Origin of the sequence: Curtobacterium sp. MCLR17_054 (genome assembly GCF_003234335.2) — a bacterium.
Taxonomy (GTDB): Bacteria; Actinomycetota; Actinomycetes; order Actinomycetales; family Microbacteriaceae; genus Curtobacterium; species Curtobacterium flaccumfaciens.
On record NZ_CP126263.1, the window covers coordinates 1,027,831 to 1,053,212 of the forward strand.

Sequence of the window (25,382 nt, forward strand, 5' to 3'; positions counted from 1 at the left end):
CCACCACCCCCGACAGGCACTCGCGGGACCCCTCACGTGCGCGCTCACTCCAGTAGCGTCGGGACCATGGAATTCAGGTACCTGGGCAACTCCGGACTCAAGATCTCCGAGATCACCTACGGCAACTGGCTGACGCACGGCTCGCAGGTCGAGAACGACGTCGCCACCCAGTGCGTGCGGGCAGCGCTCGACGCCGGCATCACCACGTTCGACACCGCGGACACGTACGCCAACACCGCCGCCGAGACCGTCCTCGGCGAGGCGCTCAAGGGCGAGCGGCGCCAGTCCCTCGAGGTCTTCACGAAGGTCTACTGGCCGACCGGCCCGAAGGGACACAACGACGTCGGCCTCAGCCGCAAGCACATCATGGAGTCGATCGACGGCTCGCTCGAGCGACTGCAGACCGACTACGTCGACCTCTACCAGGCACACCGCTACGACTACGAGACCCCCCTCGAAGAGACGATGCAGGCCTTCGCCGACGTCGTCCGCCAGGGCAAGGCGCTCTACATCGGCGTCAGCGAGTGGTCCGCCGAGCAGATCCGCGCCGGTGCCGCACTCGCCAAGGAGCTCGGCTTCCAGCTCATCTCGAACCAGCCGCAGTACTCGATGCTGTGGCGGGTCATCGAGGGCGAGGTCGTCCCCGCCTCGAAGCAGCTCGGCCTGTCGCAGATCGTCTGGTCGCCCATTGCGCAGGGCGTCCTGACCGGCAAGTACAAGCCGGGTCAGCCCCTGCCCGAGGGTTCGCGTGCCACGGACGAGAAGGGCGGCGCGGACATGATCAAGCGGTTCATGCGCGACGAGGTCCTCGAAGCCGTGCAGCGCCTGCAGCCCGTCGCCGACCAGGCCGGCCTCACGCTCGCGCAGCTCGCGATCGCGTGGACCCTGCAGAACGAGAACGTCGCGAGCGCCATCGTCGGCGCCTCGCGTCCGCAGCAGGTCACCGACAACGTGAAGGCCGCCGGCGTCAAGCTCGACGCGGACGCCCTCGCGGCGATCGACGAGGCACTCGGCGACATCCCGGAACGGGACGCGTCGAAGAACGTGTCCCCGTCGTCGCGCCCCGCGTAGACGCAACCGACCGACGGACGGGAGGCCCGGTGCCAGCTGGCACCGGGCCTCCCGTCCGTCGTCCGTGCGCCCCTGACCACCGCAGCTGACGGATCGTCAAGATGAACGGCATGTGTCGCGCATCTGGCAGAGGCCTGGCAAGTCGCGTACCCCGCCCAAACCACCCAACCACGCCCCCCGAATCGGGGGCATGACCCGAACTCGTACCCCCGTTCTGGTGTCACCCGACACCGGTGCGGTGCGGACCGTGCGCCCTGGCACGGTCCCGCGCCTGCTCGCCACCGCGAGGCAACTCGCGTCGTTCGGCACCATCGGTGCCGTCTGCTTCGTCATCGACCTGGGTGTCTACAACCTGCTCCGCGCCACCGTCATGTCGGACGGCCCCATCACCGCGAAGATCGTGTCGGCCATCGTGGCGACCTCGGTCGCGTGGCTCGGAAACCGCTTCATCACCTTCCGTTCCCAGCGCCAGACCGGCCGCCGCGAGACCGTCCGCGAGGGGTTGCTCTTCGCTGCCACGAACCTCGTCGGTCTCGGCATCGCCGCTGCCTGCCTGTTCGTCTCGCACTACGTCCTCGGCTTCACGTCCACCCTCGCCGACAACGTCGCCGGCAACGGCGTCGGCCTCGTCCTCGGCACCGCGTTCCGGTTCGCCGCGTACAAGGCCCTCGTCTTCCGGTCCACCGACACACGTCCGAAGGGGTTCCCCGAATGACCATCTCAGCCGTGTTGCTGACGGCCGCAGGGCCGCTGCTCCAGCCCGACGAACGCCCCGGCACGACCGGGGACGTCCCGAACCGCGGGACCACGGACGTGCCGACGGGAGGCTCGGGGCAGCTCCCACAGGCCGCCTGGTCGCTGGGCGAGTGGCTCGGCTACTCGACCCTCATCGCCCTCTCCGTGCTGCTCACGATCATCGCGTTGACCACCCTCTGGTGGATGCTGCACGCCTGGCGCTCGCGGGACGCGCTGAAGTCCACCAGCTTCAGCCAGACCCCGCGGCCGGCGGCGCACCGGTTCACGCTCCTGGTGCCCGGTCGGCACGAGCAGGACGTGATGGGGCAGACGCTCGACATGCTCGCGACCCAGGACCACCCCGACTTCGAGATCATCGCGATCGTCGGGGAGGACGACCCGGAGACCGACGCCGTCGTGCGTGCTGCGGCGGCTCGGCACCCCTCCCTGATCAAGGTCGTGGTGGACGACACCCTGCCGAAGAACAAGCCGAAGGCGATGAACCTGGCGCTCCAGCACGCGACGGGCGACATCGTCGGGGTGTTCGACGCCGAGGACGAGGTCTACCCGCGGCTGCTCTCCCTCGTCGACTCGCGGTTCCAGGAGACCGACGCCGACGTGGTGCAGGGCGGCGTCCAGCTGATGAACTTCACGTCGAGCTGGTGGTCGCTCCGGAACGTCCTGGAGTACTACTTCTGGTTCCGCTCGCGCCTGCACTTCCACGCCGGGTCCAAGTTCATCCCGCTCGGGGGCAACACCGTCTTCGTGACGCGCTCCCGCCTGGAGTGGTCGAACGGCTGGGACGCGCACTGCCTCGCCGAGGACTGCGAGCTCGGCGTGCGGCTCTCCGCCGACGGCGCGAAGGTCGTCGTCGCCTACAGTCCCGAGGCCGTCACCCGCGAGGAGACCCCGCCGACCTTCGCCTCGCTGCTCAAGCAGCGCACGCGGTGGAACCAGGGCTTCCTGCAGGTGCTGGGCAAGGGGGAGTGGAAGAAGCTGCCGTCCTTCCGGCAGCGGTTCTTCGCCCGCTACATGCTCACGATGCCGTTCATCCAGGCGGCCACCGGGCTGCTCATCCCGCTGAGCGTCCTGATGATCCTGTTCGTCAAGGTGCCGACGGCGATCGCCCTGGTGTCGTTCATCCCGGTCGCACCGACGTTGATGCTGCTGGCCGTCGAGATCGTCGGGCTGAACGAGTTCGGCCGCCTGTACGGCGAGAAGGTCCGGCTCCGCGACTACGTGCGGCTCGTGCTCGGCCTGGTGCCGTACCAGGTGTTCCTCGCCGCAGCGGCGGTCCGGGCAGTCGTCCGGCACGCCAAGGGCCAGAACGGGTGGGAGAAGACCGAGCACACCGGCCAGCACCGCACCGGACAGGTGGTCGGCTTCGCCTCGGACCTGGACGGATCGGGCGCAGCGTCGTCCGCGGGCGCAGCGTCGTCCGATCGTGCGTTCGCCGGCACCACCACGGGAGGCACCCGATGACCGCCAGCATCACCGACACCACGGGCATCCCGATCCGTGGTGGCTCCACCGCCCACCGCACCGGCATCGGGGCGTGGTTCCGCCGGCACGCAGCCAGCCTGACGTGGTTGCTGCCCGTCGTCGCGGTGACCGTGCTCGTCCAGGCCTGGAACATGTCGGGCACACCGCAGCGCATCGACGATGAGGGGACGTACACCGCCCAGGCGTGGGCGATCACGAACCTCGGCGAGCTCACCCACTACACGTACTGGTACGACCACCCGCCGCTCGGATGGATCCAGATCGCCGGGTACACCGGGCTGACCGGGGCGTTCGCGCGGTACCCCTTCGCGGTGGAGGCCGGGCGCGAGGCCATGGTGTTCTTCTCCGCCGTCTCGAGCATCCTGCTGTTCGTCCTGGCCCGGCGGCTCGGTGCCGGACGGATCACGGCGGCCGTGGCCGGACTCGTCTTCGCGCTGTCACCGCTCGCGCTCCAGTACCACCGCACCGTGTACATCGACAACGTCGCGACGCCCTGGCTGCTCGCCGCGTTCGTCCTCGTGCTGAGCCGTCGCCAGCAGCTCGCCGGGTTCGCCGGTGCCGCTGCCTGCCTCGGCATCGCCGTGCTGTCCAAGGAGACCTACCTGCTCGCGCTGCCGTTCCTCATCTGGATGGCCGTGCGTCGCGCCGACAAGAGCACCCGCCGGTACACGCTCAGCGTCGCCGGGGCCGTGCTCGTGCTGATCGGCGGCGGGTACCTGCTGCTCGCCGCGGTGAAGGGCGAACTCGTTCCGGGTGCCGGGCGGGTCAGCCTGTGGGAGGGCGTCACCTACCAGCTCGGTTCGCGGACCGCTTCCGGATCGGTGTTCGACGGGGGCAGCCTGGCGAACGAGGCCGCCGCGCAGTGGTGGGCACTCGACCCGGTGTTCATCGTGCTCGGCTCGGTCGCCGCAGTCGTGGGGCTGTTCCTGCGCCGGGTCCGACCGATCGCCGCGATGCTCGTGTTCCTGCTCGCGGTGATGTTCCGGCCGAACGGGTACCTGCCGGTGCCGTACGTCATCATGCTCATCCCGTTCGCGGCGCTCCTCGTCGCGTACACCGCCGAGCGTGCCGTCCTGACGATCGCCGGTCGGGTCCACACCCGGAGCCGGTTCGGCCCGAGGGCACGGCGCGGCCTCGGCATCACCTGGGCCGTCGTCACGGCTGCGGCGCTCGTCGTCGCGGTGCCGCTGTGGGGGACCCAGCTGCGCGGGTTCCTGCTCGGCAACCTCGACCTGCCCATGCAGCAGGCCGAGCAGTGGGTGGGCGACAACGTGCCGAAGTCCTCGCGTCTGCTGGTCGACGACGCCATGTGGGTCGACCTGGTGGACGACGGCTTCGCCCGGAACAACGTCGTCTGGTACTACAAGCTCGACACCGACGGAGCGGTGGAACGGCAGAACCCGAACGGCTGGAAGGACTCGGACTACGTCATCACGACGGACTCCATGCGCACCGGCGGCAACTCGTCCACCGACGTGCGGCAGGCGATCGAGAACTCCACGGCCGTCGCGACCTTCGGCACCGGTGACCAGCAGGTCGAGGTCCGCCGGGTCCACGCCGAGGGAGCCAGTGCCGCCGAGACCGCGATCACCCGGGCCACCGACGTCCGGAAGACCCTGGGGACCGAGCTCGCCTCGAACCCGGCCCTGCGTGCGGACGACGGCACGAAGTCGCAGTTCCGCGCCGGACAGGTCGACTCGCGGGCGATGATCGCGCTCGGTCAGGTGCTCGCCGACCAGGACGTGCGGGTCGACCGGTTCACCCCGCGCACCGGGGAGACCGGCCAGCCGTTCCGCACCGTCGTCCTGCACACGAGCGACGACGCCTCGGCAGCACGGGTCGCTCGGACCTTCGACGCCATGTCCCAGGCGTTCCGGCCGGACTCGGTCGAGCGCGAGGGAGCACGGCTCACGGTGACGTACGCCCCGGCCGACCCGACGACGACCGCGACGAGCGCCTCGTGACCCCCGATCGCTCGGCCGAGTGGGAGCCGGCCGAGCTGGCGTCCCGCGAGCGGGCAACCCCCGAGCGGGCGTTCCGCGAGCGGGCGAAATGCCCGGAGGGCTCCGGCGTGGACCCTGGCATTTCGCCCGCTCGCCGGGGCGGCCGCGGAACCGTTCTCCGCGAACACGTCGGGGCGGAGCGCCCGCTGGCCGAGCGGGCGAAATGCCCGGAGGGCTCCGGCGTGGACCCCGGTATTTCGCCCGCTCGTCCGGGGGCCCGCACGGCCCACACGACCCGCACGGCCCACACGAACCGCACGACCCGCACCTCGACACGACACCCGCACGGACACCCGCACGCCAACCGCACCTCGACCCGAAGGAGCACCATCATGACCGCACGCACCACGAACCGCCGCCGCACCGTCGTCGTCGGAGCGCTCGCCGCCACACTCGTCGCCGCGACGGTCGGGCTCGCCGCCCCGCAGACCGCCTCCGCCGCGACGGCCGACCAGGGCTGGCTCCGCGTCGGACACCTGTCGCCGGACACGAAGGGCGTCGACGTCGAACTGTCCAGCCTCGCCGGGGGGAAGACCGTCTTCGAACTCGACGACGTCACCTACGGCCAGGTCAGCCCGTACAAGAAGCTGCCGGTCGGCACCTACGTCCTGTCGATGCGCGCCGCCGATGCCCCGCGTGCCACCCCCGTCATCTCCACCGACGTCACCGTGCAGAAGGGCGACGCCAGCACCGTCGTCGCCTACGGCAAGAACGACGGGCTGAAGACGACCGCGTTCACAGACGACCTGCAGCAGCCCGGCGACGGCAAGGCGAAGCTCCGGCTCGTCCAGGCCGCCACCACCGCGAAGCGTGTCGACGTGCAGACCTCCGACGGCACCCCCATCGCCGAGGACGCCACCTTCGGCAGCGCCACCAAGTACGCAACGGTCGACGCCGGCAAGTGGTCGCTCGACGTCTCCGGCAGCGGCCAGCGGGGCACCGCCGAGCTCGACCTCGCCGGCAACACGGTCTCGACCCTGTTCGTCCTCGACGACAGCAAGGGCAACCTGACGGTCGTGCCCGTGACGGACGCCGCGGCGACCGCCGCCACCCCGTCCGGCGGTGTGCAGACCGGCGGTGGCGGCGCAGCCGCCGACCGACCGGTGACGGAGGCGGTCCACGCGGCCGTCGCGATGCTCCGTTCGCTGTTCCGCTGACGCCCCGGACTGGAGGCGCGGATCACGTGCGCTGAACGGCCCACGTGATCCGCGCCTCCCCTCCGACCCCCCCCACCATCCCCGGAGAGGCAGGCCAGCATGACCCGCAGGACCTGGATACCGGTCGTCGCAGTGGCGGCGGTGCTCGTCGCCGTCGTCGTCGCGATCGTCGCCGTCCGCCCCTGGTCGTCGAGCACCACGACCGCCGCTCGCGGCACGGCGACCCCGACCTCGACCACCGCGCCCGACGGGGCGCGCTCACCGCAGCAGCTGCGGTCGGCGTTCCTGGACCGCTACGTCGAGGGCGGTCGCGTCGTCCGCACCGACCAGGGCGGTGACACCGTCAGCGAGGGGCAGGCGTACGGCTTGCTCATCGCCTACGCGAACGACGACCGTGCACGCTTCGACGCGATCTGGGAGTGGACGAAGGACCACCTGCTCACCGGTGACGACCTGCTGGCGTGGCGGTGGACGTCCGACGAGGGCGTCGCCGACGAGCAGTCCGCGAGCGACGCCGACCTCGACGCAGCCCGGGCGCTCGTGCTGGCGGGGAAGGCCTGGGACGACGACCGGTACACCGCCGCGGGCAAGCGCATCGCGGCGGCGATCCTCCAGCACGAGACGGCCCGGACGGACCTCGGCACGATCCTGCTGCCCGGACCGTGGGCAGATCAGGAGCCCTACAGCTACAACACGTCGTACGCCTCGCCCGCGGCCTTCTCGGTGCTGGCGGACGCCACCGGGGACGACCGGTGGAACGCGCTGAACCGGGGTTCCCGCGCCGTGACGGCCGCCGTGCTGGACGCCACCGACCTGCCCAGCGACTGGTCCCAGGTGCACGCGAACGGATCGGTGGACCCGATGCCGGCCGTCGGTGGCGACGGGCGCGTGCTCTACGGGTACGACGCGATGCGGACGCCGCTCCGGTACGCCGAGGCGTGTTCGGCGCCCGACCGGGAGCTCGCGGCGGCGCTCGCGCCCACGCTCGGACGGACGACGCGCCTCGCCTCGCAGCTCGACCTCGGTGGCACCCCGGTGACGCAGGACACGAACGCGCTGGCCTACACCGCGCGGGCCGCGGCCGAGCAGGCTGCCGGTTCCTCCCGTGCGGCTGCCGCCGACCTCGAGCGGGCCGACCGTACCGCGGCGACCACACCGACCTACTACGGCGACGCCTGGTTGGCCATCGGTTCGACCATGCTGACTTCCGACGTGCTCGGGGGATGCGCCAGCGACGTGGGAGGCGGCTCGTGAGCGGCCGTCGGAGCGCCGGGCGCGTCTCGGCCGTCCGGCGCCGAGGCGTGGTGATCGGTGCCGTGGTCGCCGCCGTCGTGGTGGTCGGGGGCGTGGCCGGGGTGGCGGTCGCGTCGACCGTCGGCGGTGGCGCGTCGTCCCCGCCGCAGTCCTCGTCGTCTCCGTCGCAGTCGTCGTCGTCCTCGTCCTCTTCTTCGTCCTCGGGCTCCGGCACCGACGGGTTCCAGGACCCGGCCGCACCCGAGGCCCGCTCGACGGCCACCCCGGTCAGCGTGTCGATCCCGGCCATCGGCGTGCGGTCCTCGCTCGAGGACCTGCACCGCGGTGCTGCCGGAGAACTCGACCCGCCCGTCGACTGGGACAGCGCGGGCTGGTTCAGCGACGGGATCGTCCCCGGCGAGGTCGGCCCCGCCGTCATCGCCGGTCACGTCGACAGCCCGACGAGCGCCGCGGTGTTCTTCCGGCTCGACGAACTGGTCGCCGGCGACGAGGTCCACGTCCGGATGTCCGACGGCACCACCCGCACCTTCACCGTCGACCGTTCCGAACGCGCCGCCAAGTCGGCGTTCCCGACGAGCGACGTCTACGGCCCCACCCCCACCCCGCAACTCCGACTCATCACCTGCGACGGCACGTTCGACACCGCCACCGGGCACTACACGGACAATCTGATCGTGTTCGCAGACCTCTCGTCGGATTGACCCACCAAGCCAGCGATACATTCGACTGCGAGCACGAGGAGCACCATGAGCGAGACCCTGGTCATCATCCCGACCTACGACGAAGCCGAGAACGTCCGGCCGATCGTCGAGCGCACGTTGGCCGCGACCGACGACTCCGTGCACGTGCTCGTCGTCGACGACAACTCACCCGACGGCACCGGCGACATCGCGGACGCCATCGCCCGCGAGACCGACCGGGTGCACGTCATGCACCGCACCGTCAAGGACGGCCTGGGCGGGGCGTACCTGTCCGGCTTCGCGTGGGGCCTGGAACACGGCTACGCCAAGCTCGTCGAGATGGACGCCGACGGCTCCCACCACCCCGAGTACCTGCCCTGGATGCTCGAGCTCGCCGACTCGAACGACCTGGTGCTCGGCTCCCGGTGGATCAAGGGCGGCAAGGTCGAGAACTGGCCCTGGTACCGCCTCCTGCTCTCCCGTGGCGGCAACCTGTACACCCGCCTCGCCCTGGGCATCGCGGTGCGCGACGCCACCGGCGGGTTCCGGGTGTTCACCTCGCGGGCGTTCGAGCGGATCGACCTCGCCGGGGTCGCGTCGAAGGGGTACTGCTTCCAGGTGGACCTGTGCTGGCGCGCCCTCGAGGCGGGTCTGCGGGTCGTGGAGACCCCGATCACGTTCACCGAGCGGGAGTTCGGCGTCTCGAAGATGAGCGGCAACATCGTGCGCGAGAGCCTGGCACTCGTGACGAAGTGGGGCATCGACCGCCGGATCCGCGAGACCCGCTCCCTGGTGAAGGACCACCGCAAGCTGCCGTCCGTGCGGAAGAACGCGCACGCGGTCGCCGACCACGCGGGCTGAGACCGGGGACACGCGAACGTCTGAACACACGAACGGCGACGGACCCAGTGGGTTCGTCGCCGTTCGTGTGTGCTGCCAGCGGGTGGCTCGCGCAGCCCGCGGTCGGTTAGCGCAGCACGACCACGCCGCGGCCGCGGAACCGGACGACGCCGGCATCGACCTCGGTCGCGCCGAAGCCGTAGAGCTCCTCGCCCACGGCGTCGGGCACCGGGACCTCGGCTGCGTCGTCGGCGAAGTTCACCACGACGTGCACCGGTGCCACGTCGGGGTCGAGCAGCCCGCGGGTGAGCACCAGCCAGCGGCGGTCCTCGCTGAAGCGGACGGCGTTCGCCTCGTAGCGGTGGTCGACGAACGCCTGGTCGGTGCGCCGCAGGGCGATGAGCACCCGGTAGGCACGCAGGATCGCCGCGCCGCGCTCCGAGCTGACGTCGGCCCAGTCGAGCTTGGAGTTGGTGAACGTCGTCGGGTCCTGCGGGTCCGGCACCGCTGACTCGTCCCACCCGTGCTCGGCGAACTCCGCGATGCGCCCCTCGGCGGTGGCCTTGCCGAGCTCGGGCTCCGGGTGCGAGGTGAAGAACTGCCACGGCGTCGAGGCCGCGAACTCCTCGCCCATGAACAGCATCGGCGTGAACGGCCCGAGCAGCGTCAGGGCCGCGGCGATCACGAGCCCCTCGTCGTCGAGCGTCGCGGCGAGCCGGTCGCCGGCGGCGCGGTTGCCGATCTGGTCGTGGTTCTGGTTCGCGACGACCAGGGCCGTCACGGGAGAGGTCCCGCGGTCGATCGGCCGGCCGTGCCGCTTGCCGCGGAACGACGACCAGGTGCCGTCGTGGAAGAAACCGTCCTCGAGCACCTTCGCCAGCGCCGACAGCGGAGCGAAGTCGGCGTAGTAGCCGTTCGTCTCGCCGGTGAGCGCCACGTGCACGGCGTGGTGGAAGTCGTCCGACCACTGCCCGGCGAGGCCGTACCCGGCGGCCTCGCGCGGCCGGAACATCACCGGGTCGTTGAGGTCGGACTCCGCGATGAGCGACAGCGGACGCCCGATGAACGACGAGTAGGCGTCGGTCTCGTCGGCCATCGAGGCCAGCACGTGCGGGCGGGTGGTGTCGCGGATCGCGTGCACGGCGTCGAGCCGGAGCCCGTCGACGTGGTGGTCGCGGAACCACATGCGCACGTTGTCGAGCACGTACCGACGGACCTCGGGGTGCTCGACGTTCACCGAGTCACCCCAGGTGTTGCCGAGCCCGGCCAGCAGGTACGGGCCGTACAGCGGCAGGTAGTTGCCGCTCGGTCCGAGGTGGTTGTAGACGACGTCCTGGATGACCCCGAGCCCCAGCGCGTGCGCCGTGTCGACGAACCGGTCGTAGGCGTCCGGGCCGCCGTACGGGGCGTGCACGGAGAACCAGCCGACCCCGTCGTAGCCCCAGTTCCACTCGCCGTTGACGGCGTTGACGGGGAGCAGCTCGACGAACTCGACCCCGAGCTCGACCAGGTGGTCCAGCTTCTGGGCGGCGGCGTCGAGCGTGCCCTCGGGCGTGTAGGTGCCGATGTGCATCTCGTAGATCACGGCGCCGCGGGCCGGGCGTCCGGTCCACGACTCGTCGGTCCACGCGAACCGTGCGGGGTCGACGACCTCGGACGGGCCGTGCACGCCCTCGGGCTGGTAGCGGCTGCGCGGGTCCGGTCGGACCGCGTCGTCGTCGCCGATGCGGAACCCGTAGCGTGCGCCGACGACCGGCATCACGGCGTCGGTGGACCACCAGTCGTCGCCGCCCTTGGTGAGCGGGTACTCGACGTCGTCGACGACGAGCCGGACCCGGTCCGGCTCGGGTGCCCAGACGGCGTAACGGTCGGGTGCGGTCATGCGTGACCCTCCAGGATGTCGATCTCGGCCTGCGCGTCGGTCTCGGTGGCGTCCGTCGTGCGGTCGGCGGCGGGCCGGGAGGCAGCGCTCGCGTCGGACACGGCGGCCACCGCGTCGGCGTGGCCGGCTGCACCGACCGCGTCGGCGGGCACGAGGAGCGCGACCGGGTAGGTGGTGAGCAGGTCGGCCAGCGGGATCCCGCGGTCGGCGGGGACGTGTCGGCCGGTGAGCAGGTCGATGCGCTCGACGGGGACGGCGTGCACCAGTGTGTCGCCCCAGCCGCCGACCCGGTCGAGGCCGATCGGCAGACGCGTCGCGATCGTCACGGCACCGCCGCGGTCGAACGCGATGACGTGGTCGGCCGCGCTGCCGGTGGCCTCGAGCTCCAGGTACCGGGTGAAGAGCTCCGGGTGGTCCCGACGGATGCGCAGTGCACGGGTCGTGACCAGGAGCTTCGCGGCACCGTCGATGCCGATGGCCGGCAGGTCCTCGGGGCCGTCGTCGTCCGGGCCGTCGAGCTCGGCGAGCACGTGGCGCCGCTCGGCGTAGTCGACCGGACGACGGTTGTCGGGGTCGACGAGCGAACGGTCCCAGAACTCGGTGCCCTGGTAGACGTCGGGGACGCCCGGGGCGGTGAGCTGGACGAGCTTCTGGGCGAGACCGTTCGACCACCCGGCGGCGTCGATCTGCTCGTCGAGGGCGTCGAGCACGGCGACCACGTCCGGGTCGTCGAACGCGGCGTCGACGATCGCGTGCATCTGCTGCTCGAACGCCTGGTCGGGCTCGGTCCAGGTGGTGCTGTCACCGGCTTCGCGGGAGGCCTTCTCCGCGTAGGCGTGCAGACGCTCACGGCTGGCGGGCCGGGCGCCGACGATCGCCTGCCAGAGCAGGTCGGCGAACACACGGTCCTGCAACGGCACGAGCGACTGCAGACGCTCGAGCGTCGCGGCCCACTCGTCGCCGAGCTCGGCCAGCACGGCGATGCGGGCGCGGGTGTCCTCGCTGCGCTTCGTGTCGTGCGTGGTGAGCGTCGTCATGGTGTGCGGCCAGCTGCCGAGCCGTTCGCGCTGGGCCCGGTGGAAGTCCGCCACCGAGACGGCGAAGACGCTCGGGTCGCCGCCGACCTCGCTCAGGGACGACAGGCGCGAGGTGCGGTAGAACGCCGTGTCCTCGACGCCCTTCGCCATCACCATGCCGCTGGTCTGCTGCAGGCGGACCGCCGCCGCGTTCGTCGGGTCGACGAGTGCCGGTGCGATCCGGTCGATGACGTCGTCGAGGTCCGGGCGGGCCTCGGCGGCGCGCTCGAGCGCGGTGATGAGGTGGTGGGCGCCCTCGGGCAGGTACGTGCGGTACACGTCGAACGAGGCCACGATCTCGGCGACCGCATCGACGATCCGCTCGTGCGTGATCGTCTCCGTCGCGGCGCTCGGAGCGAGCAGGCGTGCGAGCCGCTCGACCTCGCTGCCGAGGATGCCGTCCGCGATGCCCCGTCGGGTGTCGTGCGTGAGCTGCTGCCAGTCGGTCGGCTCGGCGCCCGACGCCGCGGTCAGCGCCTGCTCGCCCGCGGGGTCGACGAACACGCGGTCGAGCACCCCGAGGGCGTCGTAGCCGGTGGTGCCGTCGACCGGCCACGAGCTCGGCAGCTGCTCGCCGGGCTCGAGGATCTTCTCGACGAGGGTGTACGCCCCACCGGTCAGGTCCGCCAGGTCCTGCAGGTAGCCCGCCGGGTCGTACAGCCCGTCCGGGTGGTCGATGCGCAGGCCGTCGACGAGCCCGTCGCGGAACCAGCCGCCGATGACCCCGTGCGAGGCCGCGAAGACCTCGGGCTCCTCGACCCGGATCGCCGCGAGGGTGTTCACCGCGAAGAACCGGCGGTAGTTCAGGTCGTGGTCGGCACGCTTCCAGTGCACGAACGCGTAGTGCTGGCGGTCGTGGACGATCTCGACGGTGTCGCCGTCGTGCACCGTCCCGGGTGCGGTGGGGTAGGCGGTCTCGCCGACGCGGAGCACCGGACGCTCGGCGTCGGAGGTGTCGAGCGTGATCGCCTCGAGCAGCCGGTCGTCGAGCACGGGGACCCGGAGCTTGCCGTCGCCGGCCTCCCAGTCCACGTCGAAGGCCCACGCCACGGGGGAGCCCTGCCCGAGTTCGAGCAGGGACCACCACCACGGGTTCGACTCGGGGGTCGCGACGCCGACGTGGTTCGGCACCACGTCGACGATGACCCCGAGCCCGACGGCGTGCGCGGCCTCGGCCAACGCTCGCATCGCCTGGTCGCCGCCGCGGTCGGTGTCGACCCGCGTGTGGTCGACCACGTCGTAGCCGTGGTTCGACCCAGACTCGGCCTGCAGCACCGGCGACAGGTACAGCCAGTCGGCGCCGAGGTCGTGCACGTAGTCGACCAGGTCGCGGGCAGCGTCGAGGTCGAAGTCGGCCGAGACCTGCAGCCGGTACGTCGACGCGGGGACGCGGTTCGCGGCGCCGGGCGTTCCGGCGGTCATCGGGCGGTTCCGCTCGGTGCGGTGGAACCGGCCGGGTTCACCGGGGTGACGGCGTCCTGCGGGGCGTCCGGTTCGGGGGCGCCGTCCTGCTCGGCGTCGACCGGGGTGCTCGTGACCTCGTGGTCGGGCTCGGCACGCAGCACGATCATCGACCGGGCGGGGACGTCGAGCGGGGTACCCGCGTCGAGCACCTCGTCGCGGGCACCGGGGTCGGCGGTGTCGATCCGGACGGTCCAGCCGGGGGAGTACTCCTCGGGCGGGAGCGTGAACGTCACGACGTCGTCGTGGGCGTTGAAGTACGTGATGAAGCCGACGTCGGTGACGCGCTCACCACGGGCGTCGCGTCCGCGGATGCCCTCGCCGTTCAGGTACATGCCGACGCTCTTGCCGAAGCCGGAGTCCCAGTCCTCGGGGTCCATGGCGTCACCCGAGGGGGTCAGCCAGACCACGTCGGGCAGTGGCTCGCCCTCGCCACGACGGACCGGACGGCCGTTGAAGTACCGGGTCCGGCGGAACGTGGGGTGGTCGTGCCGCAGCTTCACCACGTCGGCGGTGAACTGGATGAGGTCTTCGTCCGCGCTGTCCCAGTCGATCCAGCTGAGCTCGGAGTCCTGCGCGTAGACGTTGTTGTTGCCGGACTGCGACCGGCCGAGCTCGTCGCCGTGCGCGATCATCGGCACACCCTGGCTCAGGAGCAGGGTCGCCAGGAAGTTCCGGCGACGCTGCAGCCGCAGGGCGTTCACGGACTCGTCGTCGGTCGGGCCCTCGGCGCCGGAGTTCCACGACCGGTTGTGGCTCTCGCCGTCGTTGTTGTCCTCGCCGTTGGCCTCGTTGTGCTTCTCGTTGTAGGCCACCAGGTCGTACAGCGTGAAGCCGTCGTGCGCGGTGATGAAGTTGATGCTCGCCTTGGGCGTGCGGCCGTCGTGCTCGTACAGGTCGGCCGAGCCGGAGATCCGGGAGGCGAACTCGCCGAGCGTCGACGATTCGCCGCGCCAGAAGTCACGGACGGTGTCGCGGTACTTGCCGTTCCACTCGGACCACTGGGGCGGGAAGTTGCCGACCTGGTAGCCACCGGGGCCGACGTCCCACGGCTCGGCGATCAGCTTGACCTGCGACACGATCGGGTCCTGCTGCACCAGTTCGAAGAAGGCCGACAGCCGGTCGACCTCGTAGAACTCGCGGGCCAGCGCCGAGGCGAGGTCGAAGCGGAACCCGTCGACGTGCATCTCGGTCACCCAGTAGCGGAGCGAGTCGAGGATGAGCTGCAGCGAGTGCGGGTGCCCGACGTTGAGCGAGTTCCCCGTGCCCGTGTAGTCCATGTAGAACTTCTTGTCGTCATCGACCAGGCGGTAGTAGGCCGCGTTGTCGATGCCGCGGAACGACAGCGTCGGGCCGAGGTGGTTGCCCTCGGCGGTGTGGTTGTAGACGACGTCGAGGACGACCTCGATGCCGGCGCGGTGCAGCTCGCGCACCATCGTCTTGAACTCCTGGACCTGCTGGCCCTGGTCGCCCGACGACGAGTACGCCGAGTGCGGCGCGAAGAAACCGATGGTGTTGTAGCCCCAGTAGTTCGACAGCCCCTTGTCCTGCAGGGTCGAGTCGTTCACGAACTGGTGCACCGGCATGAGCTCGAGCGTGGTGATGCCGAGGCGCTGCAGGTGCTCGATGACCGCGGGGTGGGCGACGCCGGCGTAGGTGCCGCGCTGCTCTTCCGGCACATCCGGGTGGGTCTCCGTGAGCCCCTTGACGTGCGCTTCGTAGATGACGGTCTCGCCGTACGGCGTGCGCGGCGGGCGATCACCCTGCCAGTCGAAGAAGGGGTTGATCACGACGCCCTTCATCATGTGCGACGCGGAGTCCTCGTCGTTGGTCGAGTCCGGGTCGCCGAACGTGTACGAGAAGAGCGACTGGTCCCAGTCGATCTCGCCGCTCGTCGCCTTGGCGTACGGGTCGAGCAGGAGCTTCGACGGGTTGCAGCGCGCGCCGGAGTCCGGGTCGTACGGGCCGTGCACGCGGAAGCCGTACTCCTGCCCGGGGCCGATGTTGGGGAGGTACGCGTGCCAGACGTAGGCGTCCACCTCGAGCAGGCGGACGCATTCTTCGTTGCCGTCGGAATCGAACAGACAGAGTTCGACGCGCTCGGCGACCTCGGAGAACAGCGCGAAGTTCGTGCCGCTCCCGTCGTAGGTCGCCCCGAGCGGGTACGGGTTTCCGGGCCAGGTGTGCAAACGGTCCTCCAGGTGTGGGTGCGGCCAACATATCGGCGGCGCTCGTCCGCGTCCGCAGACAAGCCCCAGCTGTGGATGCGTGATGCGCCCCGCGGCCTGTGGAGGAACGGACGAGTAGCGTCGCGCGCATGGCCAACATCGTCTCGAAGATCGCAGACCAGGTCCGCCCGCTCGGGGTCTCCACGAACTACGGAGAACCCGTCGAGGTCGGCGACCAGACCCTCATCCCCGTGTCCGTCAGCTGGTTCGGCTTCGGTGGCGGCGGGGACGACGAGAACGGTGGCGGCGGTGGCGGCGGCCTGTCGGCCCCCGTCGGCGCCTACGTGCGCCGTCCGGGCAAGGACCTCGTGTTCGAGCCGAACCCGATCTCGCTGATCGTCGTGGGCATCCCCTTCGTGTGGGTGGCCGGGCGTGTCCTCCGCAAGCTGGTGCGCGCGCTCAAGAAGTGACCACCTGACGGACGGGAGGCCCGTGGCGACGCCGCCACGGGCCTCCCGTCCGTCACGCGGTCGCGACCGCGTCTAGACTGCTGGCACACACACGGGAGTCCGGGACCGCCGGGCTGAGAGGGAGCGATCGGCGCTCCGACCGTCGAACCTGATCCGGATCATGCCGGCGCAGGGAGGAGTCAGCAGCATGCCTTCAGGCACGTCCACAACCGTCACCACCGCCCCGCGGCGATCGCTGCGTTGGCGGGTCGTCGACATCGTCGTCGCGAGTGTCCTCGCGGTGGCCCTCGGAGTCGTCTTCCGGCTATGGGAGTTCGGCTACGAACCCATCAGCGCCGTCATGGACCTCGTGCTCCCCGGCACGAAGGCCCTGTTCGGCGGGGTCTGGCTGCTCGCCGGCCCGATCGTCGCGATCGTCGTCCGCAAGCCCGGCGCCGCGCTCTACGGCGAGATGGTCGCCGCCTCGGTCGAGGCGTTGTTCGGCACCCAGTGGGGATGGCTCACGCTCGAGGCGGGGCTCGTCCAGGGTCTCGGCGCGGAGATCGTCCTCGCGCTGTTCCTGTACCGCGTCTACCGCCTGCCGGTCGTCGTGCTCGCCGGTGCCGCAGCCGGACTCGCGCTCGGCATCAACGACACCGTCCTCTGGTACCCGGGGCTCGACGTCGCCTTCAAGGTCGTGTACGTGATCTGTGCGGTCATCTCCGGTGCGGTGATCGCGGGGGCGGGCTCGTGGCTCATCGTCCGGGCACTCGCCCGCACCGGGGTGCTGTCGTCCTTCGCGGCCGGCCGCGAGCACAGCCGTCGCGAACCCCGCGCCCTGGTGTGACCGTGCCCGCTCCGTCGGCGACGTCCCCTTCCACCGGCGGCGACGCCGGCGCAGGTGCCGGCGTCCGCGGGGCGCGCATCGTGTTCCGTAGCTGGGGCTGGCGGTACCCGGAGCGCGACGCCTGGGCCGTCCGTGACGTCGACCTGACCGTCCAGCCGGGGGAGCGGGTCGCCGTCGTCGGGCCGTCCGGTGCCGGCAAGTCGACGCTCCTGCGAGCGGTCGCCGGCGTGCTGCCCGACGAGCCCGACGCCACCGACGACACCGCTGCTTCGGTGCAGGGGACACTCCTGGTCGACGAGGCCGACCCCCGCGCGGTCCGCGGGCGTGTCGGTCTCGTCATGCAGGACCCCGAGGCACACACGGTGATGTCCCGGGTCGGCGACGACGTGGCCTTCGGCTGCGAGAACGCCGGCGTCCCCCGCGACGAGACCTGGGACCGGGTGCGGACGGCGCTCGACGTCGTCGGCCTCGACCTGCCGCTCGACCGCTCCACCGCGCAGCTGTCCGGTGGGCAGCGGCAGCGGTTGGCGCTCGCGGGCGTGCTCGCGATGCGGCCGGGTGCGCTCGTGCTCGACGAACCCTGCGCGAACCTCGACCCGGACGGCGTGGCGCAGGTGCACGACGCCGTCCGGGCACTGCTCGACGAGACCGGGGCGACGCTGCTCGTGGTGGAGCACCGGATCGGCACCTGGCTGGACCTGGTCGATCGGCTCGTGCTGCTCGAACCGGGCGGCGGCGTGGTCGCGGACGGTCCGCCGGCCCGGGTGCTGGCGGACCACGGCGAGGCGCTCACGGCGGCCGGGGTCTGGGTGCCCGGTGTCGAGCCGGCGCGTGGTTCGGCGCGGCGGCTGCGGCGTGCGCGCGGACGAGCGGGCGAAATGCCCGGGGCGTCCGGCGGGGCGACCGCGGCATTCCGCCCGCTCGGCGAGGGGGAACCCGGCGAGGGAGCGCGGGAGATGACGTCGGCGGGACGAGCGGGCGAAATGCCCTGGGCGTCCGGTGGGGCGACCGCGGCATTCCGCCCGCTCGGCGATGGGGAGCTCGGCGAGGGGGTCGGCGCGGGGGAGCGTGACGACGCGGCGGCGGCTGCGGTACTGCTCGACGCCCGGGGGCTCGGCACGGCACGGGGGAAGCAACCGGTCGGGACCGGCATCGACCTGGAGCTCCGGGCCGGGCAGGTCCTCGCCGTCACCGGACCGAACGGCGTCGGCAAGTCGACGCTCGGGCTGACCCTCGCGGGCTTGCTCACACCGGCAGCCGGTGAGCTCCACGCCACGGACGCCCTCGCCGACGGCATCGGCACAGCGCCCCACGCCTGGACGAGCCGTCAACTCGCCGCCCGGATCGGCACGGTGTTCCAGGACCCCGAGCACCAGTTCGTCGCCCGCTCCGTCCGCGAGGAGATCGAGGCCGGACCCCGAGCACTCGACGCGCCGGACGCCGCCGAACGAGCCACCGCGCTGCTCGACGAGTTCGGGCTCGCACACCTGGCCGACGCCAACCCCTTCACGCTGTCCGGGGGCGAACAACGACGACTCGCGATCGCCTCGGTCATCGCGGCCAGGCCGCCGGTCGTCGTGCTCGACGAGCCGACCTCCGGGCAGGACCGTGCCACGTGGCAGGCCGTCGTCGGTCGGCTCGGGGCCCTCGCCGACGCCGGCACCGCGGTGGTGGCGGTCACCCACGACCGCGATCTCGTCCGGGCACTCGACGCCGACGAGGTCGTGCTCGGGCCGGACGGTGCCCTGACCGTCGGTCGCGACCAGGGGCCGTCGGTCGCGACCGCCCCGGAGACGGGACCGACAGCCCGGAGCCGCCCCGGGCCTCCAGACCGGACCGACACGGCCGACCACGCGGCCGACCGGACGGACACGGCGGACGCGGCGGACGCGGCGGACGGAACCGACCGGACGAACCCCGTGCGACGACCGCTGCCGGCCCGCGCGACCGGCATCCCCGGTGTCCAGCCGGTCGCGTCGCTGATCGGTGTGCTCGCCCTCGGCGTCTGCCTGGTGCTCAGCCTCGACGTCGTCTCCGCCGCCGTCGCCCTGGCGCTCGAACTCGCGCTCCTGCCGCTCCTGCGCCTGCCGGTCCGGACCCTGCTGCTCCGACTCGCACCGGTGCTCCTCGCGGTGCCGCTGACGGCGGTGAGCATCGCGCTGTACGGCAGGCCCTCGGGTCGGGAGTGGTTCGACCTCGGGTTCGCACACGTCACCGACGGGTCGCTCACGCTCGCGTTGGCGACCGCGCTCCGGGTCCTCGCGGTGGGGGTGCCGGCCATCGCGCTCTTCGTGCGGGTCGACCCGACCGACCTGGCCGACGGGCTCGCGCAGGTGCTCCGGCTGCCCGCGCGCTTCGTGCTCGGGGCGCTCGCCGCCGTCCGGATGATGACCTTGCTCGTCGACGACTGGCGACAGCTCGCGATGGCGCGACGCGCGCGAGGACTGGCTGACTCCGGACGGCTCCGCCGCGGGGCGACGATGGCGTTCGCGCTGCTCGTGCTCGCGCTGCGGCGTGCGACGACGTTGGCGGTGGCGATGGAGTCGCGGGGGTTCGGTGCTCCCGGACGGCGGACCTGGGCGCGGGTCGCACGGTTCGCCGGGCCGGAGTGGGCGATGGTGGCGGCGATGGTCGGCGTCGGCATGGTGTCGATCGCGGTCGCGGTGAGCGTGGGGACGTGGCGTGCCTGACGCGGAACGCGCAGCCGGCGCGACGGGCGGCGACCGGCCGACGCAGACGTCGGCCGGCGACGGCGCGACGGGCGCGACGGGCACCGCCGCCGGTGACCTCGCCCCCGGCCTGGCCGCTGCTGCTGCCGGTGTCGCCGCTGCCACGGGCCGGCGCGCCGTCGTGCTCATCGACGGCCGGTCCGGCACGGGCAAGACCACCCTCGGAGCACAGGTCGCGGAGCAGCTCGGCGCGCAGCTCGTGCACCTGGACGACCTGTACCCGGGGTGGGACGGCCTGCGTGCGGCTGCCGATGCCGTGGTGACGGACGTCCTCGGAGCGCCGAGCGGGTACCGACGCTGGGACTGGGCGGCCGATGCGCCCACGGACTGGGCGTCGGTGGACCCCGACCAGCCGATCGTGGTCGAGGGGTGCGGTGCGCTGTCGCGGGCATCGGCACCGCTGGCGTCGTTGCGGGTGTGGCTCGACGCCGACGACGCCGTGCGCTGGGACCGGGCGATCGGCCGCGACGGCGAGGTCTTCGCACGGGAGTGGGACCGCTGGGCCGCGCAGGAGCAGGCCTTCATCGCCGCCGAGGACCCGGCTGCCCTGGCCGACGTGGTCCTGCGGACGTAGCGCGCGGCGGGCCCGCGGCGCCGCGCGGCGCCACGCGGCGGGCCCGCGCGCGTGGCGGCACCGAGGATTCGCGCTGAGCGACACCTCACGGCCTCCGGAAGGCGAGAACTGCCGCCCAGCGCGAAACGTCAGCCGCGCCGCGCCCGCGCCGCCCGTGCCCGCCGTGCCGGCGCCGCCCGCACCCGCGCCCGCCCGCGCCTCCCGCCGCGCCACCGCCCGCGGATCCACCGCGAACACCGCCGCCACGATCGTCAGCACCGCGTACACCCCGAGGTACCCGCACAGGATCCACGGCGACCCACCCCCGAGCTGCACGAACACCGCGGCCAGCAGCGGCGTCAGCCCCACCGAGAAGATCGACCCGATCTGGTACCCGAGCGACATCCCCGAGTACCGCCGCCCGGTCGGGAACTGCTCCGCGAACCACGCCGCCTGCGGCCCGTAGATGCTGTCGTGGAACACGCACATCCCGATCAGCGCCACGAGCGGCAACAGCACGAGCGGCCCGGCGTCGAGGAACGCGAAGAACGGCCAGATGAGCACCGCGATGCCCACCGCCGACCAGATCGTGAGCACCCGCCGCCCGACCCGGTCGGACAGCCACCCCCAGAACGGCGTGGACACGAGCGACACGGCCGAGATCACGAGCACGGCCTGCAGCCCCGCGTCCGAGCCCGATGGCCCCCGGACGTTGCCGAGGTAGGTCAGCGAGTACGTCGTCAGGATCGAGTACAGCGCCGGCTGCACGAGGCGCAGGCCCGCCGTCACCAGGATCGACCGCGGGTGCTGCCGGATCGCCTGCCACACCGGGAACCGCTCGACCCCGCCCGAGGCGCGCAGCTCCTGGAACACCGGGGCGTCCTGCACACCGAGCCGGATGACGAGCCCGACCGCCACGATCACCGCCGAGAACAGGAACGGAAGCCGCCATCCCCAGGCCAGGAACGCCTCGGTGCCGAGCAGGGACCGCACGAGCGTGAAGACCCCGGTCGCCAGGAGCATCCCACCGGCCGACCCCATCTGCGTGAACGCCCCGAACAGCCCCCGGTGCCGCTCCGGCGCGTGCTCGACGGACAGCAGCGCCGAGCCGCCCCACTCCGCACCGGCCGCGACGCCCTGCAGCAGCCGCAGGAACACGAGCGCCACGACGGCACCGACACCGATGGTCGCGGCGGACGGGATGACCCCGATCAGCGTGGACGCGATGCCCATCAGCACGAGCGACGCGACGAGCAGCTTCTTCCGCCCGATCCGGTCACCCAGGTGGCCGGCGATCACGCCGCCGAGCGGCCGCGCCACGAACCCGACGCCGTAGGTCGCGAACGACGCGATGACCCCGACGGCCGGTGTCACGGACGGGAAGAACGTCGGCGCGAACACCAGCGCCGAGGCCGTCGCGTAGAGGTAGAAGTCGTAGTACTCGACGGTCGTGCCGACGAACGACGCGAGGGCGACCCGACGACGGGTCGCGCTGGTCGACGGTGCAGCGGGACGGCCTGGAGGCGCGGTGAGGGTGGTCTGGCTCGGCATGCCTCAGGAGCATGGTCGCGTCCAGGGCCGCGGGGAACACCGCGCGTAACGGGAGGTCACGTCGCTGTCGTCGGACGGTGCCCGCCGACCACGATGGGACACATGAGCGATGCACCGAACCGCCCGCTGCGCTTCGCGGCCTTCGTCATGAACACGACCTCGCACATCCAGCACGGCCTGTGGCGGCACCCCGACGCCCGGCAGGCGGACTTCGACGACGTGACCCTGTGGACCGACCTGGCGAGGACCCTCGAGCGCGGCAAGTTCGACGCGATGTTCTTCGCCGACGTCGTCGGGACCTACGGCCCCGGGCGCGGCGACTACTCGACCAACCTGCGCGAGGGGCTGCAGATCCCCTCCAACGACCCCTCCGTGCTGCTCTCCGCGCTCGCCGTGTCGACCGAGCACCTCGGGCTCGCGTTCACCTCGAGCGTCATCCAGGCGCACCCGTTCGACTTCGCCCGCAAGGTCTCCACGCTCGACCACATCACCCGGGGCCGCATCGGCTGGAACGTCGTCACGAGCGCCCTCGACAGCGCCGCCCGGAACTTCGGCGCCGACCGGCTCGAGGAGCACGACGAGCGCTACGTCTGGGCCGAGGAGTACCTCGAGGTCTGCGCGAAGCTCTGGGAGGGCTCGTGGGAGGACGGCGCCGTGCTGAAGGACCCGGTCCGTGGCTACGCCGACCCCGACAGGGTGCACCGCATCGACCACCACGGCATGCGCTACGACGTGCAGGGCCCGCACCTGTCGGCACCGTCGCCGCAGCGGACCCCGGTGCTGTTCCAGGCCGGGTCGTCGCCGGCGGGCCGTGCCTTCGCCGCCCGGAATGCCGAGGCCCAGTTCATCCTGACCTCGAACCGGGACGCCACCGAACAGCTCATCCGCGAGACCCGCGACCTGGCCGAGGCCGCCGGTCGACAGCGGGACGACATCGCGTTCTTCCTCGGCCTGACCTTCGTCACCGGCTCCACCGAAGCCGAGGCCAAGGCCAAGGAAGCGGAGATCGACGAGTACCTGGCCGCCGACGGGTTCCTGGTGCACTCGAACCTCGGCTTCGACCCGGACACCGGCGAGCCCCTCGACCCGGACACCCCGCTGTCCGAGGTCCGCACCCACGCCGGACAGTCGCACCTGCAGTGGCTCCGCGAGGCCGCTGGGGACCGCGAACCGACCATCGCCGACCTCGCCCGGTTGTCCGCGAAGCTCCGCGCCCGGGTCGTCGGCACGCCGGAGCAGATCGCCGACGAGCTCGCCGACTGGCAGCGGGTGGGCGTCGACGGCGTCAACGTCATCAACTGGACGCTGCCCGGCTCCTACGAGGAGTTCGTCGACCACATCGCGCCGACCCTGCAGGAACGCGGCCTGATGCAGTCCGAGTACCGCGAGGGCACCCTGCGCGAGAAGCTCTTCGGCCACGCACAGCTCCCGGACTCGCACCCCGCCCGGCAGTGGCGCGGGGCGTTCTCGGGCGGTGCCGGCGCGACCGAGGCGCGCGACGCGGTGGAGGTGCCCGCATGACGGACGCGACGACGATCGACGGACGCGTGACGGGCCTCCCGGCCGACCGTCTGGCGACCCTGCGCGAACGCTTCGCGCCCGTGTTCGCGACCATCCGCGACGGCGCGGTCGAGCGTGAGCTCGCGTCCGGGAAGCCCGGCGACCGGCCGCTGCCGCACGCCGAGGTCCGGGCGCTCGCCGACGCGGGGTTCGGGCGGTTGCGCGTGCCGGAGGACCGCGGGGGCTTCGGCGTGACGCTCGTCGAACTCGCGCACCTGGTGGCGGACCTGGCAGCGGCGGACTCGAACATCGCGCACCTGTGGCGGGGACACTTCGGGTACACCGAGCTCGTGCTGCTGCGGCCGTCGTCCGCCGGCCGGGACGAGTGGCTCCGGCGCATCGTCGACGGAGCGATCATCGGGAACGCGACCTCGGAGCGGACCGGGACGACCCTGGCCGACATCTCGACGACGGTGACGCCGGCTGGTGATTCCCTCCGCCTCGACGGGCGGAAGTTCTACTCGACCGGCACGCTCTACGCGGACTGGATCTACCTGGCGGCGGACCGTGACGGGGAGCGCGTGACGTTCGCCGTCGACGCCTCCGCGCCGGGCGTGACGAGCATCGACGACTGGGACGGGTTCGGGCAGCGGTTGACCGCCTCCGGCACGACCGTGTTCGACGGGGTGTCGGTCGACCCGTCGGTGGTGTCGGCGTACCGGGACGCCCCGCTGTCGCACATCCAGGCCTTCTACCAGCTGTACCTGCTGGCGGTCCTCGCCGGGATCGGGCAGGCCGTGTCCGACGACGCCGTGGCCTTCGTGCGGCCACGGACCCGCACGTACATCCACGCCAACGCGGCCGTGCCGGGGGAGGACCCGCAGGTGCTCTCGGTGCTCGGGCGGCTGTCCGCCGGGGCGTTCACCGCCCGGTCACTCGTCGTCGCCGCCGCGGGGCTGCTCGACGGGGTCGTCGCCACGAACGAGCCCGGGGTCGGCGTCGACCGCGTGCTGCTCGACGCGGCCGAGAACGCCGTGTACCAGGCGCAGGTCGAGATCGGGCCGCGGGTGCTGCGGTCGGCGTCCGAGTTGTTCGAGGTCGGCGGGGCGTCAGCGGCCGACCGGACGCGTGGGCTGGACCGGCACTGGCGGAACGCCCGGGTGGTGGCGTCGCACAACCCGGCGGTCTACAAGGAGCGGATGGTGGGGGAGTACGCGCTGCACGGGCGGGGGCCGGTGGGGGCGTGGGAGAAGTACCACGAGGTGGGGCCGACGCGGTTCTGAGGTGCGGGCGGGTGCGCGCGCGCGTCGCTGGCCGCTACGCCCAGCCGAGCTCGTGCAGCCGCTCGTCGTCGATGCCGTAGAAGTGGCCGATCTCGTGTACGAGGGTGGTGTGCACCTCGTCCTTGAGCTCCTCGACGGTGTCGCACTCGGCCAGGTGCTGCTTGCGGAACACCACGATGCGGTCGGGCAGCTCGCCGAAGCCGTACTGCCCTCGCTCGGTGGCCGCGATGCCGTCGTACACGCCGAAGAGCTCTTCGCCGTTCTCCGGTTCGTCTTCGACGACGAACACCACGTTGTCGAGCCCGTCGACCATCTCGTCGGGGAGCAGGTCGAGTTCGTCGGTCACGAGTTGCTCGAACGCGTCGGCGGACATCTCCATCACGCAGGGATCGTCCCACACCGCGCTGATCACTCGCGGCTCACTACTCGTGGCTGGCCACTCGCGGCGAAGCCGCACGGCGCCGGAGGCGCCCAGACAAACACTGAGGGAGAGCCCCGGTTGCGTCACACGCAACAGGACTCTCCCTCGACTGGGGTGAATAACGGGTCTCGAACCCGCGACCTCCTAGACCACAACCAGGCGCTCTACCAACTGAGCTATATCCACCATGTTCGAACCGGCGGACCGGCGCGACCACTC

Annotated in this window: 18 protein-coding genes, 1 tRNA gene, 1 pseudogene and 1 riboswitch; of the genes and pseudogenes, 14 read left to right on the forward strand and 6 right to left on the reverse strand. The window is 71.9% G+C overall.

Annotated elements, in window-relative coordinates; genetic code table 11:
* Nucleotides 1-66: 66 nt before the first annotated feature.
* From DEJ08_RS04965 to DEJ08_RS05000, 8 genes are all read left to right on the forward strand, one after another.
* On the forward strand, nt 67-1,071 hold the full coding sequence (locus DEJ08_RS04965; protein ID WP_071405490.1) for an aldo/keto reductase family protein: 1,005 nt from the start codon (nt 67-69) through the stop codon (nt 1,069-1,071).
* Nucleotides 1,072-1,288: 217 nt separating this feature from the next.
* Nucleotides 1,289-1,786: a GtrA family protein gene (locus DEJ08_RS04970; RefSeq protein WP_258367311.1), complete on the forward strand. Its 498-nt coding sequence runs from the start codon at nt 1,289-1,291 to the stop codon at nt 1,784-1,786.
* Complete coding sequence (locus DEJ08_RS04975) at nt 1,783-3,288, forward strand: glycosyltransferase (protein WP_111055652.1); 1,506 nt, start codon at nt 1,783-1,785, stop codon at nt 3,286-3,288. The genes DEJ08_RS04970 and DEJ08_RS04975 overlap by 4 nt, the downstream gene beginning before the upstream one ends.
* On the forward strand, nt 3,285-5,273 hold the full coding sequence (locus DEJ08_RS04980) for an ArnT family glycosyltransferase (protein WP_111055653.1): 1,989 nt from the start codon (nt 3,285-3,287) through the stop codon (nt 5,271-5,273). Before DEJ08_RS04975 ends, DEJ08_RS04980 begins: the two co-directional genes overlap by 4 nt.
* A gap of 371 nt (nt 5,274-5,644) precedes the next feature.
* Nucleotides 5,645-6,469, forward strand: coding sequence for a DUF4397 domain-containing protein (locus DEJ08_RS04985; protein WP_111055654.1), 825 nt, complete (start codon nt 5,645-5,647; stop codon nt 6,467-6,469).
* Between the two features lie 99 nt (nt 6,470-6,568).
* A complete protein-coding gene (locus tag DEJ08_RS04990; RefSeq protein ID WP_111055655.1) occupies nt 6,569-7,723 on the forward strand; it encodes a family 8 glycosyl hydrolase in 1,155 nt (384 codons plus the stop codon).
* Entirely contained in the window at nt 7,720-8,424 is a 705-nt protein-coding gene (locus DEJ08_RS04995) for a class F sortase (protein ID WP_146248585.1), read from the forward strand. Before DEJ08_RS04990 ends, DEJ08_RS04995 begins: the two co-directional genes overlap by 4 nt.
* Nucleotides 8,425-8,469: 45 nt before the next feature.
* A complete protein-coding gene (locus DEJ08_RS05000; protein WP_071405494.1) occupies nt 8,470-9,264 on the forward strand; it encodes a polyprenol monophosphomannose synthase in 795 nt (264 codons plus the stop codon).
* Between the two features lie 106 nt (nt 9,265-9,370).
* Here the strand turns inward: DEJ08_RS05000 and treZ are convergent, their stop codons facing one another.
* The 3 genes from treZ to glgX are packed head-to-tail and all read right to left on the reverse strand — an operon-like array spanning nt 9,371 to nt 15,851.
* Nucleotides 9,371-11,125 carry a malto-oligosyltrehalose trehalohydrolase gene (treZ, locus tag DEJ08_RS05005; protein ID WP_111055656.1) on the reverse strand — a complete coding sequence of 585 codons (1,755 nt, stop codon included), beginning with the start codon at nt 11,123-11,125 and terminating at the stop codon, nt 9,371-9,373.
* Entirely contained in the window at nt 11,122-13,623 is a 2,502-nt protein-coding gene (gene treY, locus DEJ08_RS05010) for a malto-oligosyltrehalose synthase (protein WP_111055657.1), read from the reverse strand. The genes treZ and treY overlap by 4 nt, the downstream gene beginning before the upstream one ends.
* Nucleotides 13,620-15,851: a glycogen debranching protein GlgX gene (gene glgX / locus DEJ08_RS05015; RefSeq protein ID WP_111055658.1), complete on the reverse strand. Its 2,232-nt coding sequence runs from the start codon at nt 15,849-15,851 to the stop codon at nt 13,620-13,622. The genes treY and glgX overlap by 4 nt, the downstream gene beginning before the upstream one ends.
* A gap of 128 nt (nt 15,852-15,979) precedes the next feature.
* Here glgX and DEJ08_RS05020 point away from each other — a divergent pair, with 128 nt between their 5' ends.
* From DEJ08_RS05020 to DEJ08_RS05040, 4 genes are all read left to right on the forward strand, one after another.
* Entirely contained in the window at nt 15,980-16,300 is a 321-nt protein-coding gene (locus tag DEJ08_RS05020; protein WP_027464636.1) for a hypothetical protein, read from the forward strand.
* A gap of 81 nt (nt 16,301-16,381) precedes the next feature.
* A riboswitch (TPP riboswitch) is annotated at nt 16,382-16,493 on the forward strand.
* Complete coding sequence (locus DEJ08_RS05025) at nt 16,488-17,126, forward strand: ECF transporter S component (RefSeq protein ID WP_027464637.1); 639 nt, start codon at nt 16,488-16,490, stop codon at nt 17,124-17,126. It overlaps the preceding riboswitch by 6 nt.
* A gap of 2 nt (nt 17,127-17,128) precedes the next feature.
* Nucleotides 17,129-19,816 carry an ATP-binding cassette domain-containing protein gene (locus DEJ08_RS18905; protein WP_220035480.1) on the forward strand — a complete coding sequence of 896 codons (2,688 nt, stop codon included), beginning with the start codon at nt 17,129-17,131 and terminating at the stop codon, nt 19,814-19,816.
* Nucleotides 19,809-20,429 (forward strand): nucleoside/nucleotide kinase family protein, encoded by a 621-nt coding sequence (locus tag DEJ08_RS05040; RefSeq protein ID WP_258367313.1) that lies wholly within the window; start codon nt 19,809-19,811, stop codon nt 20,427-20,429. Before DEJ08_RS18905 ends, DEJ08_RS05040 begins: the two co-directional genes overlap by 8 nt.
* Before the next feature lie 243 nt (nt 20,430-20,672).
* On the opposite strand, the pseudogene DEJ08_RS05045 reads toward DEJ08_RS05040, so the two are convergent.
* Nucleotides 20,673-21,959: pseudogene (locus DEJ08_RS05045) on the reverse strand (MFS transporter); the annotation flags it as partial.
* A gap of 102 nt (nt 21,960-22,061) precedes the next feature.
* Here DEJ08_RS05045 and DEJ08_RS05050 point away from each other — a divergent pair.
* Together DEJ08_RS05050 and DEJ08_RS05055 are read left to right on the forward strand one after the other, a co-directional pair.
* Nucleotides 22,062-23,480, forward strand: a complete 1,419-nt coding sequence (locus DEJ08_RS05050) for an LLM class flavin-dependent oxidoreductase (RefSeq protein ID WP_111055742.1) — start codon at nt 22,062-22,064, stop codon at nt 23,478-23,480.
* Nucleotides 23,477-24,742 (forward strand): acyl-CoA dehydrogenase family protein, encoded by a 1,266-nt coding sequence (locus tag DEJ08_RS05055; protein ID WP_284180506.1) that lies wholly within the window; start codon nt 23,477-23,479, stop codon nt 24,740-24,742. Before DEJ08_RS05050 ends, DEJ08_RS05055 begins: the two co-directional genes overlap by 4 nt.
* A gap of 34 nt (nt 24,743-24,776) precedes the next feature.
* Here DEJ08_RS05055 and DEJ08_RS05060 read toward each other — a convergent pair whose 3' ends face one another.
* A complete protein-coding gene (locus tag DEJ08_RS05060) occupies nt 24,777-25,121 on the reverse strand; it encodes a metallopeptidase family protein (protein ID WP_035807616.1) in 345 nt (114 codons plus the stop codon).
* A gap of 152 nt (nt 25,122-25,273) precedes the next feature.
* Nucleotides 25,274-25,349 (reverse strand) — tRNA-His (locus tag DEJ08_RS05065).
* Nucleotides 25,350-25,382: the final 33 nt, after the last annotated feature.

Excerpts from the sequence above, each read along its gene's own strand:
- treZ (WP_111055656.1), bottom strand. The coding sequence starts at position 11,125 with ATGACCGCACCCGACCGTTACGCCGTCTGGGCACCCGAGCCGGACCGG.
- treY (WP_111055657.1), bottom strand. The coding sequence starts at position 13,623 with ATGACCGCCGGAACGCCCGGCGCCGCGAACCGCGTCCCCGCGTCGACG.
- DEJ08_RS05060 (WP_035807616.1), bottom strand. The coding sequence starts at position 25,121 with ATGGAGATGTCCGCCGACGCGTTCGAGCAACTCGTGACCGACGAACTC.
- DEJ08_RS05020 (WP_027464636.1), top strand. The coding sequence starts at position 15,980 with ATGGCCAACATCGTCTCGAAGATCGCAGACCAGGTCCGCCCGCTCGGG.
- DEJ08_RS05000 (WP_071405494.1), top strand. The coding sequence starts at position 8,470 with ATGAGCGAGACCCTGGTCATCATCCCGACCTACGACGAAGCCGAGAAC.
- DEJ08_RS04975 (WP_111055652.1), top strand. The coding sequence starts at position 1,783 with ATGACCATCTCAGCCGTGTTGCTGACGGCCGCAGGGCCGCTGCTCCAG.
- DEJ08_RS05050 (WP_111055742.1), top strand. The coding sequence starts at position 22,062 with ATGAGCGATGCACCGAACCGCCCGCTGCGCTTCGCGGCCTTCGTCATG.
- DEJ08_RS04965 (WP_071405490.1), top strand. The coding sequence starts at position 67 with ATGGAATTCAGGTACCTGGGCAACTCCGGACTCAAGATCTCCGAGATC.
- DEJ08_RS04990 (WP_111055655.1), top strand. The coding sequence starts at position 6,569 with ATGACCCGCAGGACCTGGATACCGGTCGTCGCAGTGGCGGCGGTGCTC.
- DEJ08_RS04980 (WP_111055653.1), top strand. The coding sequence starts at position 3,285 with ATGACCGCCAGCATCACCGACACCACGGGCATCCCGATCCGTGGTGGC.
- DEJ08_RS05055 (WP_284180506.1), top strand. The coding sequence starts at position 23,477 with ATGACGGACGCGACGACGATCGACGGACGCGTGACGGGCCTCCCGGCC.
- DEJ08_RS04985 (WP_111055654.1), top strand. The coding sequence starts at position 5,645 with ATGACCGCACGCACCACGAACCGCCGCCGCACCGTCGTCGTCGGAGCG.
- DEJ08_RS05025 (WP_027464637.1), top strand. The coding sequence starts at position 16,488 with ATGCCTTCAGGCACGTCCACAACCGTCACCACCGCCCCGCGGCGATCG.